At 57.7% G+C, this 14,295-nt stretch carries 15 protein-coding genes; 3 read left to right on the top strand and 12 right to left on the bottom strand.

The features are described from left to right. Positions 1 to 4 precede the first annotated feature (4 nt). The 12 genes from K419_RS0109855 to K419_RS21875 form a co-directional block, all read right to left on the bottom strand. Positions 5 to 727, bottom strand: coding sequence for a P-loop NTPase family protein (locus tag K419_RS0109855; protein ID WP_026841439.1), 723 nt, complete (start codon positions 725 to 727; stop codon positions 5 to 7). A gap of 29 nt (positions 728 to 756) precedes the next feature. Next, positions 757 to 1,923: an AAA family ATPase gene (locus tag K419_RS0109850; protein ID WP_026841438.1), complete on the bottom strand. Its 1,167-nt coding sequence runs from the start codon at positions 1,921 to 1,923 to the stop codon at positions 757 to 759. A gap of 3 nt (positions 1,924 to 1,926) precedes the next feature. After that, the gene (locus K419_RS0109845; protein WP_026841437.1) at positions 1,927 to 3,360 is read right to left on the bottom strand and encodes a GumC family protein; all 1,434 of its coding nucleotides are present in this window, start codon (positions 3,358 to 3,360) and stop codon (positions 1,927 to 1,929) included. A 28-nt stretch (positions 3,361 to 3,388) separates the two neighbouring features. Next, positions 3,389 to 4,072 (bottom strand): polysaccharide biosynthesis/export family protein, encoded by a 684-nt coding sequence (locus K419_RS0109840; RefSeq protein WP_026841436.1) that lies wholly within the window; start codon positions 4,070 to 4,072, stop codon positions 3,389 to 3,391. A 44-nt stretch (positions 4,073 to 4,116) separates the two neighbouring features. Then, positions 4,117 to 5,157 (bottom strand): lipid II:glycine glycyltransferase FemX, encoded by a 1,041-nt coding sequence (locus K419_RS0109835; RefSeq protein WP_026841435.1) that lies wholly within the window; start codon positions 5,155 to 5,157, stop codon positions 4,117 to 4,119. A gap of 5 nt (positions 5,158 to 5,162) precedes the next feature. Beyond that, positions 5,163 to 6,263, bottom strand: coding sequence for a DegT/DnrJ/EryC1/StrS family aminotransferase (locus K419_RS0109830; protein ID WP_026841434.1), 1,101 nt, complete (start codon positions 6,261 to 6,263; stop codon positions 5,163 to 5,165). Next, on the bottom strand, positions 6,226 to 6,753 hold the full coding sequence (locus K419_RS0109825; RefSeq protein WP_026841433.1) for an acyltransferase: 528 nt from the start codon (positions 6,751 to 6,753) through the stop codon (positions 6,226 to 6,228). Before K419_RS0109825 ends, K419_RS0109830 begins: the two co-directional genes overlap by 38 nt. Before the next feature lie 20 nt (positions 6,754 to 6,773). Then, entirely contained in the window at positions 6,774 to 7,799 is a 1,026-nt protein-coding gene (locus K419_RS0109820) for a Gfo/Idh/MocA family protein (protein ID WP_026841432.1), read from the bottom strand. 23 nt (positions 7,800 to 7,822) lie between these two features. Then, positions 7,823 to 8,917 (bottom strand): sugar transferase, encoded by a 1,095-nt coding sequence (locus tag K419_RS0109815; RefSeq protein WP_226377671.1) that lies wholly within the window; start codon positions 8,915 to 8,917, stop codon positions 7,823 to 7,825. Positions 8,918 to 9,172: 255 nt separating this feature from the next. Beyond that, positions 9,173 to 9,889 carry a Crp/Fnr family transcriptional regulator gene (locus tag K419_RS0109810; protein ID WP_026841430.1) on the bottom strand — a complete coding sequence of 239 codons (717 nt, stop codon included), beginning with the start codon at positions 9,887 to 9,889 and terminating at the stop codon, positions 9,173 to 9,175. 48 nt (positions 9,890 to 9,937) lie between these two features. Further along, positions 9,938 to 11,050 carry a Tad domain-containing protein gene (locus K419_RS0109805; protein WP_026841429.1) on the bottom strand — a complete coding sequence of 371 codons (1,113 nt, stop codon included), beginning with the start codon at positions 11,048 to 11,050 and terminating at the stop codon, positions 9,938 to 9,940. 12 nt (positions 11,051 to 11,062) lie between these two features. Then, positions 11,063 to 11,230, bottom strand: a complete 168-nt coding sequence (locus K419_RS21875; protein ID WP_226377670.1) for a hypothetical protein — start codon at positions 11,228 to 11,230, stop codon at positions 11,063 to 11,065. 49 nt (positions 11,231 to 11,279) lie between these two features. Here K419_RS21875 and K419_RS0109795 point away from each other — a divergent pair, with 49 nt between their 5' ends. The 3 genes from K419_RS0109795 to K419_RS0109785 all read left to right on the top strand — a co-directional run bounded on the left by K419_RS0109795 (position 11,280) and on the right by K419_RS0109785 (position 14,282). Continuing rightward, positions 11,280 to 11,486 (top strand): hypothetical protein, encoded by a 207-nt coding sequence (locus tag K419_RS0109795; protein ID WP_026841428.1) that lies wholly within the window; start codon positions 11,280 to 11,282, stop codon positions 11,484 to 11,486. Between the two features lie 368 nt (positions 11,487 to 11,854). Beyond that, the gene (locus K419_RS0109790; RefSeq protein ID WP_026841427.1) at positions 11,855 to 12,172 is read left to right on the top strand and encodes an STAS domain-containing protein; all 318 of its coding nucleotides are present in this window, start codon (positions 11,855 to 11,857) and stop codon (positions 12,170 to 12,172) included. Positions 12,173 to 12,224: 52 nt separating this feature from the next. Beyond that, the gene (locus tag K419_RS0109785) at positions 12,225 to 14,282 is read left to right on the top strand and encodes a chemotaxis protein CheA (RefSeq protein WP_026841426.1); all 2,058 of its coding nucleotides are present in this window, start codon (positions 12,225 to 12,227) and stop codon (positions 14,280 to 14,282) included. Positions 14,283 to 14,295: the final 13 nt, after the last annotated feature.

The following is a 14,295-nucleotide window of genomic DNA, read 5'->3' as shown; positions in this document are numbered from 1 at the left end:
GTAGTTAAAGCTTCTTGTAGATGAAGTCCGGAATGTAGTACTGCCTCTTGTTGAATACTGCACCCAGGATCACACCGCCGGCGGCCTGTATCTTTTTCTTCACACTTTCGGCGCTTTCACGGCGCGTTTTGCCAGCCTCAAGGACCAGGATGATCCCGTCCACATTGTGAAAGGAATCTACTGCCTCCTGTCTTTTGGGACCGGAGGAAGAATCGATCAGGATGAGATCGAACCTCTCCCTAAGCTTCGCCCAAAGGTCCAGGTTCTTGTCTAAGTTTTTGGAGGGGGCCACCAACGAGGCATGGACGGATATGGACGCGAAGTAGAGATTGGAGTCGCCGAACCGGAAAAAAGCCCTGTCGGGGAGTTCGTCCTTGTCCATATCGAACCAGCCGAATTCGCAGGTGACGTTGAAATTTATCCTCCGCTCCAGTTCCTGGCATGAGGGATCAAGGATGAGCACCGATTTACCATAGTGGTTAACGGCCGCCGAGGCAAACTCGCGCACTATAGTGGAGACACCCGCACGATGGCTGCAGCCAACAAACTGAAGCACTTTATAGGAGCCGTCAGCCAATAGGAGTCCAACCTGGTGGTGCAGCTTGGACATTTCATCCGCTAACGAGAAACCGCGGACCACTTGGGCCTCTAGGGCTACTTGCGAGGATACTGTGGAGCAGCTCTTCTCTCGGCGCGCCTGCTCCAAAGCTTCATGAATGTTGCTCATGGCACTCCCCTGTCACGCGAGTCTGTGGATCAGCGGTTGCGGTACGGGAACGAGATAACTCCCCCTTCCACGATTACGTTTTCATCCACGATGCTCGGGTTGGCTTCTTTAACTCGCCTGATTTTCTCAGCGTCGACCTCGCCGTAAACCTCTTTTATCATCTTCGCCAAAGTGTCTCCCCGTTGTACCACCCTCCTGAGCGCCCTATTGTCCCCGGCAGTTCGTTCAGAAATGGGCGACAACCGGGCCTGCGGAGCCGCCACCGTCGCTTGGGCACCGACCGGAGCTTTCGCAGCCATCAAGGACGTCATTTGCCGCACACCGAAGAAAGCTGCGGCCATGAGCAGCAGCATCAGCAAAAAGACACCACACCAGACATACAGAGGATTCTCTAGCCCGAAATCCCGGGTAATCTCCCGCACGATGCCGCAGCCCACCCTCTTCTTGCCGTAACCGAAGGCGGTAATCAGGCTGTTGTCGCAAAGTACGTTGATGACCCGGGGAATTCCGCGCGATGCCTGAACGATCTGGTTCAAAGCTCCGTTTGTGAAAATGATGCAATCCTTGTCGCCAGCCGTTTTCAACCGATGATGAATGTAGGTGATACCTTCTTCCCTGGTTAGAGGGGAGATGGTAGCCTTCACCGCGATGCGTTGCTTGAGTTGCTTCAGTTCGCCCAAACTCAGAGTCTTCTCGAATTCCGATTGCGCGCAAAACACGATCTGGATGAGCTTGTCCGTATCCGTCTCGAAGTTCGATAACATGCGGAGGTTTTCCAGTGTGTCGACGGGCATGTTCTGGGCCTCGTCTATGACCAGCAGGATGTTGCGCCCTTCACGGTAGTGGTAGAGTAGCCTCTGGTGCAGTTGATTTACTAAGTCGGAAACTTCGTTGGATTGCGGCGTCATGTTGAGCTCTGCGAAAATGTACTTCAGCAGGTTAAGGTAGGAGATGTTCGCGTTAAACAAGTAGATGGTCTTGAGATGTTGGGCCTCGGCGTTTTCCAGATAAGCTCTTAGGATAGTTGTCTTCCCCACTCCTACCGCACCCGTAATCAGTATGAACCCTTTTCTTTTTTCGACTCCGTAGATGATGGAAGCAAGCGCCTCCTTATGCACGCTGCTCAGGTACAGGAACGCGGGGTCCGGAGTTATCTGGAAAGGTTCTTTATCGAGGTTGTAGAAGTTGAGATACATGGCTTAATCCTTTTTTAGCGGTACTGTCACGAGAACCGGCAGTTCGAGGTACTTCTCCACACCTTTGGGATCCGTGAATGTCTGGCTGAGCCTTTCCGCAGCATAGGCATACAGGAGTCCCGCGGCCATCCCGAAGACCATACCCAAGGCAAGTGTCAAAGATTTGTTGGGCTTGATCGGCTTTGCCGGTGCCACTGCCTGCTGGATTACGCTGATATTCGACAACTTCAGACGGTTCATCGCATCCGAGATGCGTGCATCCTCGTTTCTCTCCATGTAAGCCATGTAATTTTTTTCATTCAACGCTATCTGCCGCTTCAGGTCCTGAATCAGGTTCTGGCTCCGATCCAGTCTAGCTATTTCCCCATCAAGCTGCCTCAACTGGGACTTAAGCGCGTCGGCCCTTGCCGTTTGCGACTTCAGGTCAGCCTGCACGCGGAACAGGTCCGTCTCCATGCTCTGATAAACCGGATTCGCCGTCTTCACCTTCCCTAAGATGATCTCTTCCTGGTCCTTCAGGAAATTGCCGACAACCTCCAGCTCCTTTCTGGTGTCGGCAAGCAGCTTGTTTTTGTCGGTGTACTTCATCTTGAGTTCTTGTTCCTTAAGCTGCAGTTCCAATAACTTTGATTTTGCCTCGATGATGATACGGTCCCTTTCGGTTTGGGTGTACCTGTCCTTGTTGTCGGTGATGTACTTCATCTGCAGCTTCAGGGAAGCGATCTTGTCTTTGTTTTCCCGAACGTTCGTGACGGCCTGCCGGTAGGCTGAGTCCAATTCGGTGCGCTGCCTCAACAGCAGGGTTTTTTGCTCGTCGATCGAATAGACCCCAGTACGTTGCTGGTAATCCTGCAATTGCTTCTCCGATTCCTTGAGCTTCCCCTCGAAGGAGGCCAATTGGCTCGCAATGAAAGATGATTGCGGGTCGCTGTGCACAGCAAGATGCTTCTCCTTAAAGGCCTCGATCAAAAGGTTCACAGCCTTGGCGGCCATTTCGGGGTCATTGTGCTGGAAGGAAACTGCGATTACGTTGGATTTCCTGACCCCCTGCACTTGCAGGCTCTGGGCAAAGGTCTGCACGGCCTGGTCCATACGGGCGGCCGGCAGCAGTTCCCCTGAGGCAAGGTGGGGATAGATTCGCTCCATCTTCAGCGTCGCTATCACCTTTTCCGCCAATTCACGACCGGTCAGGATCTGGATCTCCGCATTGACCACCTCGTCTTGGCTCACTATGCGAGGCAGGTTGTTCGAGTCAGCTTCCATGCCAGGTCTGGAAGGGTCCTCACGAAACATCTTCACCAGGATGCTGGCTTTGGCTTCATAGGTCGGATCCTGGGCCAGCGTATAAGCCGCGGCAGAGGCAAAAAGCAGCAGGAAAATCCCGATGATTGCCTTTTTCCGCTTGAACAGCAGTGTCAATATCTCTAGCAGACTCATGTTCAGTCACCCGAATGTTCTCTGTGCGTTACCTGCTTAGGTCGTACCCTATGCCAACCGGCAGCGGGACGTTCTTCCTGATGTACATGTCGATCCAGGTGTTGATGTTGGCGATGGTAGATTTGGGAACATACACGATATCGTTGGGGCGCAACAGAACGTCCTGAGACGCAACTCCCTCCCGGAGCTTTTTGATGTCAAGCCGCATCACCTGTGTCGAGTTATCTGCCGCCTTACGGACCAGAAGCACCTCATCGGACTTGGCCGAGTCCTTCATACCTCCGGCCTGGGAGATAGCCTGCAGCACCGTCGTCGGGCCTACCAAATTAACTAGGCCCGCCTTGAACACTTCTCCGTCAACGAAAACCCGTTCCAGCACAGAGGTCTTCACGATGACCGCGATCCTCGGGCTGGTGAGTTCCGGGGCGTAAGCTTTGGTCAGGTTCATCGTGAGTTCGGCAGGCGTGAGCCCCGCAGCCACGACATCGTTTACCAACTGAAGCGTAATGCGGCCATCCGGGCGGACGGTCAGGGATTCGTTGAGCTCTGGATTGTAGAAAAACTTCACATCCAACAGGTCCCCTGGCTGAATACGGTATTCCCTCATGGCGTACGCAGGCGGCTGCGGGGTCACTGCAGGAGCCGCTACTCGGGAAACGCAGCCGGTGGTTATGGTCAAGACAGCAAGAAAGACAATCATCAACGCTTTCATTAGTATCTCCCCTCTTTCTCCGAACATATGAGTCATGCCAGCTCTCAGCCAAGGTGGCGGTAAGCCAGCACCCCGAGCGCCCGGAGCAGTGGCACGGGCAACTTCCTGAGCAGTTGCCGGTACGGCTCCAGGTTTGTCACTTCACCAGCTACGAATGAGCCGGAAGTGAAATCGTACCGGTAGTAATTGAGATCGCTCATGTTCCCGCCCCAGCCGTTTTTGAAGTTCAACAACCCTTCGTTCTTGGGGTCGGTCCTGCCTAGGCTCAGGAAACGGAATCCGTCGCGACCGCACTTCTTGATCAACTCCCAAAACAGCAGGTTGTTGGCGCGCAGTTGCTGCTGCTCGATGTCGGAGGCGCCGTATTTATAGATGGCGTTCACACCGAAGTGGAGGCAGACAACACCCGCCACCGTGGCGTCTCCTTGCCGGGCAATAGCAGTGAATCCGAGCCCCCTCCCGATAAGGTGGTGGTGCAGGTTAACAAAGAACCGCCTAGGCTGCGGCGGGAGCCCCTGGCGCCTGCGGGTCAGGCAATGCAGCCGGTAGTATTCCAGAGTTTCCTGGAGCGAAGTTCCGATAGCGACAGTGACCCCCTCTTTGACCGCCTTGTGAATGCTCCTCGCTGTGCTTTTTCTCAGCCGCGACAACATCAGCTCCTCATCCTGCGAGAGTTCGATCAGGTGGTGCGCATACACCTCGCTCGCCCTCTCGTTTACCAGGCGCGCCTCTCCCCTGAACTCGGCGTAGCGCCATCTCCTGGAGCGGCCGTAATCCAGGACCGCTTGTAGCAGCAGCGCGAAATCGTCCACGCCCTCCACAATGGCGCCACAGTAGTCGGCAAAACTAAGGCAGACGCCGCGCTTGCCGGTGAACACACTGTCGACCTCCATCACGGGGAGACAGCCGCGGCAGGTACCCGAGTCATACAACATAAAGTAGAGGGGATGATAGCCATAGCTGTCGACCATAAGCCTGGCCCAGCTGGCACTGTGAAAGATCGTCGTCTCCCGGCAACGTTCCAGCCAGTGGCTCACCCCCGCATCCTTCAGGGGGTCTATCAGCTTCACTGTGAGATTGGGCATATCAACTAGTGGAACCGCTTGATTTGGTCGCAAATGTAACTGACCTGCTCCGTTGTTAGCTCCGGGAACATTGGGAGAGACAGTAGTTCCTTTGCGACGCGCTCAGCCACGGGAAAGCTTCCCTCGCCTTCGCCGCGGCCAGCATAAGCCTGCTGCAGGTGGATCGGAACGGGGTAATGCACCCCGCACTCAACGCCGCTGGCGTTAAGCGCCTGTTTCAGCCCCTCCCTGTCCGGCGAACGCACCGCGAATACATGGTAGACGTGCTTGGCGTAAGGCATCTCCTTAGGAATCCTTAGCGCCCGGACTTCGGCCAGCGCCTCCTGATAGAAAGAGGCATGCGTGCGCCGGAATGCATTCCAGGAATCGAGGTATTTCAACTTCGCGCTGAGGACCGCGCCCTGGATACCGTCCATACGACCGTTGATCCCCACCAGTTGGTGATAGTACTTTTGGGACTGCCCGTGGTCGCGCAGCATCCTTAGTTTCTTAGCCAGTTCGTCGTCCTTAGTGACCACACAGCCGGCTTCGCCGTAGGCGCCCAGGTTTTTGCCGGGGTAAAAGCTGAAGCACCCTGCAATCCCCATTGAGCCAGCCCTGCGCCCCTTGTACTCCGCTCCGTGAGCCTGGCAGGCGTCCTCCACAACAGGGATGCCGTGCCTGTTGGCGATCACAAGAATGTCATCCATGTCCGCCGCCTGCCCGTAGAGGTGCACCGGGATGATGGCCCGAGTGCGCGGTGAGATCGCCTGCTCCAGAAGGGCAGGGTTCATGGTGAAGCTATCCTCGGCGACATCTATGAAGACCGGTTGCGCGCCGCAAAGGGAGATCGCCTCCGCTGTCGCTATGAAGCTGTTGGGGACGGTTATGACTTCGTCACCAGGTTGCACCCCCAATCCCAGCAGGGCAAGCCAAAGCGCGTCGGTCCCGCTGCCTACCCCGACCGCCCACTTACATCCGCAAAAGGAAGCGAACTCCTCCTCGAACTTCTGCACGTAGGGTCCGCCGGAAAAGGCACAGGTGGAGAGCACCTCCCGGATCGACTGTTCCACCTCGTGTGCTATGGAGTCATATTGTGCTTTGAGGTTGAGAAATGGCACTTTCATTATCAGTCTCCTTGGGGATGGTACGCAGCAGTCTTGCGGGATTGCCAGCCACGACGCTGTAGGGTTGAACATCCTTGGTAACGACGCTTCCAGCACCCACAATGGCGTGTTCGCCGACGGTGACACCGCAAAGGATGGTGGAACTGGAGCCTATGGAAGCATTTCTCTTTATGGTGGTCCTGATGCAGGTCCAGTCCGCCTCAACCTGCAGTTCGCCTGAGGAGGTAGTGGCCCTCGGATACAGGTCGTTGATGAAGGTCACGTTGTGACCAACGAAGACATTGTCTTCGATCACCACACCGTCACAGATGAAGCTGTGACTGGAAATCTTGCAGTTCTTCCCGATTTCCGCATTCTTCTGGATCTCTACGAAGGGGCCGATCTTGGTGTGGTCACCAATACTGCACCCGTACAGGTTGATGAATTTTCCTAGTTTTACGTTCGCCCCGAGCTTCACGTCGTCGGCAACAGCAGCAAAATTCTCGTTCATTCCTTTCTCCTTTTTCCCTCTCAGTTCAGGCGGACCAGTGCTCCCCCCTTGGCCAGAGACTTCTTGATCGCCTCCAGCATCCTGACCACCCGTAGTCCCGCATTGCCGTCGTTTTTCGGGGTGATGTTGTTGTTGATGCAATCGATGAAGTAGGCCGTTTCCCCCTGAAGCGCCTCGACCTGGTTGACCCTCGGGGCCCACATGTCCCCGCTACGGTAACTCAACCTCAGTCCGTATGCCTTTTCCTTGGGGTCGGTACCCAGGCAGTCCAGCCCCTCGACCCCCTTGTCGTAGACACGTATCTTTTCATCGCTTACTAGGTCGTTCCAGACCAGCATCTTTTTCTGTCCTCCGATCAGGGTGGTCCTTATCTTGACCGGAGAGAGCCAGTTGACATTCAGGTGAGCGATGACGTTGCCGGGGAAATAAATAGTGATGTAGGCGACGTCCTCGAGCTGGTTTTGGAAGTGCGCCACTCCCGTTGCCATGACTGCAGAAGGCTCCAGGCGCAGCAGATGGTCCATGATGGAGAGATCGTGCGGCGCCAGGTCCCAAACCACGTTCACGTCTTTTTGGAACAAGCCTAGGTTGACCCTGATCGAGTCGAAATAGTAAAGGTCCCCCAGCGTCCCGTCGTCGATCAGTTCCTTTATCTTCTTGACTGCGCCGGTGAAGAGGAAGGTGTGATCGACCATGATCTTAAGCTTCTTGCGGTCAGCCAGCTCGATCAGTTGCTCCGCCTGGGAGGTGGACGCCGTAAATGGTTTCTCGATGAAGATGTGCTTTCCGTTGGAGAGCGCCATATGGGCGATCTCGAAATGCGAAGATACCGGCGTAACGATGGCGACCACGTCGACATCCGGCGCGGTCAGCAGTTCCCGGAAGTCCTTCAGCATCCTCACCCCAGGGTAGCTCTGGGCAGCGCGCGCGAGCGACCGGTCGTCCGCATCACTGACGGCTACCACCCTGGCACCGGGGGTGGTGTGGAAGTTTCTGGCGACGTTGGGTCCCCAGTAGCCGAACCCGACAATACCGACGTTGATCATAATTTCACCTTAGCGCCCGGTACTCAGTAGGCGCCCTTACACTTGAGAACGGCCAGCGGTGTCTGCAGCAGGATCTTGAAGTCCAGCGCAATGCTCCACCCCTTCAAATACCTGAGGTCGAGCCGGACCATTTCGTCAAAGGTCGTGCTGCTGCGACCGCTCACCTGCCACGCACCGGTTATGCCGGGCCTTTTGCCGATCAGCCGGTTGCGCTGCCACCCGCTGTAATGCTCCAGTTCATAGCTGATCGGGGGTCGCGGCCCCACCAGGGCCATCTCCCCTTTCAGCACGTTGAGAAGCTGCGGCAGCTCATCCAGGCTGTACTTCCTCAACACCTTCCCGATCGGGGTAACCCTGGGGTCCACGATGATCTTGAAGACCCCTCCCTGCTCCTCGGCGACCTTACCCTGGATCAGCAACTTGACGTAGTCACGGTGGATCTGATCGTCATTGCCGACATACATTGTGCGGAACTTCAAAAGCTTGAACTTCCTGCCGTTGCGACCGATCCGTTGCTGTTCGAAAAAGACCGGCCCGTCTGAGGTGAATTTGATAGCCGATGCGATCAGTGCAAAAGCGGGAGCGAGCAGCACCAGCCCCGTTACGCCTCCAAGGAGGTCCAGCCCACGCTTGGCTATTTCACCTGCCGTCCCTTCGAGGCTCTTTTCAGCCTGTTCGGGATAAAAGATCATGTCGAAGGCTCCGCTTTTGCCACCGCTTTCCGGATAGATGCGGAAACTGATGGTTACGCGCCGCGCTACCTCGTCTTCGAATAGCTGGCTCAGCTTCTCGCGCGCCTTTGTGGCCACCGCTTTCTTCACCTTGTCCAGGTCGTCAGCCCAGATCTCCGTCAGGATCACCCCCACCAAGGCTCCGTTGTTAAGCACCCCACAGATATCCGTTTCGCGCAGGCAGCTTTGGAGCCCCCTCCCCACGCAGCCGACAACTGAATCCGCTTCCCCACGAGCTGCGACACAGCCAAGGTTGACGAGCATGACCAAAAGCGGCTTGTTTGCCCTCTCCGCCCGCTTCCGCTCCTGGATGAGCTTCTGCCGGAAGCGGGTTTCCGGTTGCAACCCTTTGGGCAACGTTTCCCTTGCCTTTCTGCGCCATGGCAAGAAACGCCACCACACCTGTTGTATCCATCTTTTACGAGCCATGCTTTGCCTCGCTCAGTCATCTGAATGCCGGTCCGCTTCGTCTGTTTTACTTTTTTGAACGGCTTTGTCAGGGTTGCGACCGGTGGCGTATGGATGAACTAAGATAGCAACAGTCTTAGTTTTTTTTAACAATCAAAAGTATAGTTACCCCCCTGCTCATGTCAAGGCACAGCAGTTGTGACTTCCGTCACCGAACTGGCAGTATTCCGCCTACTAAAGCAGCTGCGCTTTCTGCCTGAATCCCGGTTTGAGTAGGATAGTTCGATTCTGCAGCATCTCCAGATCGCCTTCCTGGACCATCCGGTGCAAAAGCCTAGTCACTGTCTCCCGCGAAACCGAGGTGTACCCTGCGAGTTCCTTGTGAGTAAGCCTCAAGGCGATCACAGTCCCTCGGGCATCCCGCACCCCGTGCAACTGGCTCAAATGGTTCAGAATCGAACGCAGCCTTTGTTCCGCATCGGGCAGGGTGATCGCTTTGAGCACTAGTTGGGCCTCTCTGAGCCGGCGGCAAAGGATCGCGACCAGTTGCAACAGCACCTTATGATTGCCGAGGAAGAAGGTGTCGAAGGTTTCCTTGGAAAGGAGCCCGATTTCGGCGTCCTCCATGGCTATGACCGTTGCCGGGGCCGTCTTGGCATCGAGCAGCGCCATCTCGCCGAAGACATCGCCGCGTTTGTGGACCGCCAGGATCCTCTCGCTCCCTTCGCTTCCCAGGTGAACCACGCGGACCTTCCCTCCATAAACTATGTACATGTAGTTTGCGGTGTCCTCCTCGAGAAGCACCACCTGGTTTTTGTGAAAGCGTTTCTCCACTATCCTGCGCTGAACCTCGGAGAACTCCTCTGGGTCCAGGCAAGAAAAGAGCGGGATCGCCCGCAAAAGCCTGGTTCGGCCGGATTCCTCTATGCCTTTTTCGCCCTCTGGTTGCACACGCCCTCCCGCCGGTGCGGCCTAGCCGCACCCTGCTTCCTCACCAGCTTACTGCGCGATGCTCACGGTCATGCCGTTTGCGATCTTTTCCAGGCAGAGCTCCAACTGCCGCAGGCCGTCCGCTACACAGTACAAGCCGGTCGGTTCTCCCTTCTCGTGGGCTCCCAAATCCTTGGTGTTGGCGAACCGCTTCAGTTTTTCGCTCCCGCTCCGGCCGTTACCGGTCCCCGCCGGGGTGCTTGCCTTCAGGGATCCCGCGATCTCCACCGCATGGATGAATACTTTCTCCTTGCGAGCCGCAGCGACGGTCTCGTCTTTGATGTTGCTTGCGGCTACATCGCTTGCCAGAAGTACGATCGCCCTCTTCTCCGCCCGCAGGTCGCTCCTCAGGGCGTCCAACTGGGCCTGCGCCTGCTTCATCGCCTCCTCGGGGGCCGCCGGGGCGCTGGTTAGGTGCAGGTTCAGTTCAAGAAAGGCCTTGGCGAAATCGCTTTTCTGATACCCGGTACCGCAGTTGAAGGTCCCAGCTCCAGGACGGTTGTTTGCGGGTTTATAGACGCCGCAGATGGAAATTACCGGATCGGCTCCCACGGCAAAGGTCAACAGCGACATCCGGTCATCGCGCTGGCTGAAGCGTTCGCTGAAATTACCCACCCGCTGCTTCACCTCCGGACAAGAATCTCTAAGCGCGTCCGAGGATTCCAGCACCAGCACCAGCACCACGTCCGCATCCGTCCTGACCGCACGAGACCTGGCGGGAAGATCGATGCTTTCCCAGCCGAAGATCCCGGCAAAGGCGTTGGGGAGCGTCGCTGTGGCGGAAACGGTGAGGGCGCGCCTCTTTTGTTCAGACTTCCGCTCGCTCAGCTTCAATTCCGGTCCGCTGCACTGCGCACCGAAATAGTCAGCGGGGAAGTTCGCCCTGAAGTAGTTGACCGCAGCCTCACTCGCCTTTTCCTCCATGTCGTCCTCATCTTCCCCCTGTGCCAGGGCCTTGGCCGCCTCATAACTCGCGGCGTCCACCGCGGCATGGAGCTTCGCCTTTACCCCGTATGCCCTGCTGGCATCGACCGCCAGGGCCGCGAGGAAGATGCCTAAGAGCATCATCGCCACGGCGACGAGCAGTATCTGCCCCTTGGGTTGCCCCTGAAGGATCTTCATTTCCCGCCCCTGTCAGAAGATTGTCTTTGAATGAAGCACCGGCGCAAACCCATCGTCGCCCGACTTGATGAGGCTGTCGTACCGGTACAGCACCTCGAAGACCAGAATCTTTTGCCCAGGTTTCAGTGCAATGGTGCGAAAATCATCGGCCACCGAGTTGCCATCAACCCGGCTCCGCAAGCCGCTCCCCCCGTCCGCAATTATTAAAATTTACTAATTGATAAAGTATATGGGGGCACCTGCAAATGTCAATTGGAACTACAGCGTCGCCGAGGTCCCGATCCAGTGGAGAAACTGCACCGCCTCAAAAGTGAAACCCGCGCTGGACTCGCTGCAGATGCTGGGCGATCTGGTCAAGATCAGGCTCAGCGTCGGCCGCCAGCAGGACACCCTGGTTCAACTTGAAAAGCTGCGCTCCCGGTCCCTCAATTCCTGACCGCCACAACCCGGCGCCGGGCTTCGCTCCTGAGCCGGCTGCCCCTTCCCTTTCCCAAGTAGTCTCACTGACTCTTGCCCGTCAATGTTCCTCCCTTCTCCCCCCCGTTTTTAGATCCGGCGGTAAAAGTCCCCCCACCCACTGCCCCCTCGGCGCGCAGGCCCGCCAAGGGAGGGGGAGGCTTCATTTAAGTCGTGCAGATCTCCAATAGTTACGTTGGTGTTACGAATTTGGGAGAAAACGAAATTGGATTAAAGTTCCCGGCTCCTTTGCCGATGAACAAGCCATAAAACAACGGTTGCTTTTAATGACTTACAAAACGGCCAAGAAAAGCCATGCAGCCGTAACTCCAGCGGAGACCGGGCAAATTGAGTGAAATAGTATTTGTTAATGACAACCGCATCACATTCCAGGGGAGTTGCTCCCGTGAAGAGGCAGCGGAGCTCCACCGCGCGCTGGTTTGCCGGCTGAACGAACTTGTGGAGCGGAAAGCGGAACAGGCAGAGTTGGACCTCCGGCAGGTGAACCAGATCGACGCCTGCGGCTGCCAATTGCTGGCCCTTTTCCTGGAAGACCTCAGGCGACACGGCATCACAGCCGCAGCCTGCCATCTGGGGCCGGAACTAGCGGGCCAGATATCCCTTCTTGGTTTTTCCGAAACATTCTCCGTATTGCCCCCCCTTTGACGAAACGCCGGGGACTCCCGGTCGAGAAAACGAGGCAGTTAAGGAATCAAGCATGACCACTCCCAATGGAGAACAAGACGGCATCGATCTCAAACGCTTCAACCAGGTCTTCTTCGAGGAATGCGCCGAGAACCTGGCCGAAATGGAGCAGATCCTCATAGCGCTTGGAGAGTGCGAGCCGGACCACGAGCAGTTGAACGCCATCTTCCGCGCCGCCCACTCCATCAAGGGGGGGGCAGGCATCTTCGGCTTTGACGACATGACTGTGGTGACCCATGTCATGGAGTCGCTGCTCGACCTTTTGAGAAACCACGAGATCCCCTTCCGGCCGGAGATGATCGACCTGTTCCTGGAGGCGGGCGACGCCATATCCATGCAGCTTGCCGGCCACCGGGAAGGAAAGCCGGTGTGCCAGGAGGCTATCGGCCAGGTGCGCGCCAAGCTGCAGCAACTGGCGAAACCAGGCGCAAACGGCAGCGGCGCGTTGCAACCCGCAACGGAGCAGGCTTTGCCGCGGCAGGATGCCTCCCCGCTCCCCGTCCGCTGCCGGCTCACCTTCTCCCCGGATCCGGAGATCTTCCACCGCGGCATCCGCATCGAGAGCATCATCTCGGAGCTCTCCGAACTTGCGCTTGAAGGGGAATTCCACTGTCGGGCGTACCTCGCCGAAACGCCGGAGCTGGAAGATCTCGATCCCTTGCGCTGCGTCACGCGCTGGGAATTTACCCTCGCCTCGCTGGCCGGCAGAGAAAAGCTCGTCGAGGCGTTCATGTTCGTCGCCGAGGAGGAACAGCTGCAGATCGAGGAGCTGCCGTGGCAGGAGCGGCGCGCAGAGGCCGCGCAGGATGACGGCGCTCCCGAAGCCGTCGCTGCCGCCCCCCCCGGCAGGCGTGCTTACGACAGCAACGAATTGGCGACGGGCGCATTCGGGCGGCGCGGCGCGGAGGCCGAGTCCTCCATCCGGGTCAACGTGGGGAAGGTGGACCAGCTGGTCAACCAGGTAGGGGAGCTCCTGATTACCCAGGCCATGCTGGCGCAGACAGCCGCGGGCCTAGATCCCATCCTGCACCAGGCGCTGCAGCGGGGGCTGGCCCAGCTGGAGCGCAACACCCGCGACCTGCAGGGAAGCGTGATGTCGATCCGGCTGGTCCCCATCAGCATGGTCTTCAGCCGCTTCCCCCGCCTGGTGCGCGAACTGGCCGGAAAGCTCGGCAAGCAGGTGGAGTTCAGGACCACCGGAGAGGGGACCGAGCTGGACCGGGGGCTCATCGAGAAGATCGCCGACCCACTCACCCACCTGGTAAGAAACGCCCTGGACCACGGGCTGGAGACCCCGCAAGCGCGCTTTGCCCACGGCAAGGAGCCTGCCGGGACACTGCAGCTTCGGGCTTCGCAGGTGGGGGGGAGGATCGTCATCGACGTGATCGACGACGGCGCGGGGCTCAACCGCGGGCGCATCCTCGCCAAGGCGCAGGAGCGCGGCATCCCCTGCTCCGACTCCATGACCGACGACGAGGTGTGGCAGCTCATCTTCGTCCCGGGGTTCTCCACCGCCGAGGAGGTGACCGACGTCTCCGGGCGCGGCGTGGGGATGGACGTGGTGCTGAAGAACGTGCAGTCCATCGGCGGCAGGGTCCAGATCGCCTCCGAAGCGGGGATGGGCTCGCGCTTCACCATCAGCCTCCCGCTCACCCTCGCCATCTTGGAGGGGCTCACCGTCGCCGTCGGCGGGGAGAAATTCATCATCCCCATCAACGTGGTGATCGAGTCGCTGCAGCCCAAGCCGGACCAGCTGAAAACGGTGAACGGCAGGCAGGTGGTCCAGGTGCGGGGAGAGTACCTCCCCATCATCAGGCTGCACCGGATGTTCAACCTGGAGTCCCAAGTGACCGAGCCCGAGCTAGGGATACTGGTGATGGTGGAGGGGGACGGGGAGCGCGGGGCCATCCTCGTGGACGCGCTTTTGGACGAGCAGCAGGTGGTGGTGAAGAGCATAGAGACGAACTACCGGCGGGTCGAGGGGAGCGCGGGAGCGACCATCCTCGGGGACGGGCGCGTCGCGCTGATCCTCGACCTGACCGAGCTGTTCCTGATGCACAAGAAGCTTTAAGGGAGAAAGGAGG

The sequence above is a fragment of the Citrifermentans bremense R1 genome (assembly GCF_000426865.1).
Taxonomy (GTDB): Bacteria; Desulfobacterota; Desulfuromonadia; order Geobacterales; family Geobacteraceae; genus Geomonas; species Geomonas bremensis.
The sequence above is the reverse complement of the archived record's forward strand: the minus strand, read 5'-3'. Positions and strand labels throughout refer to the sequence as shown.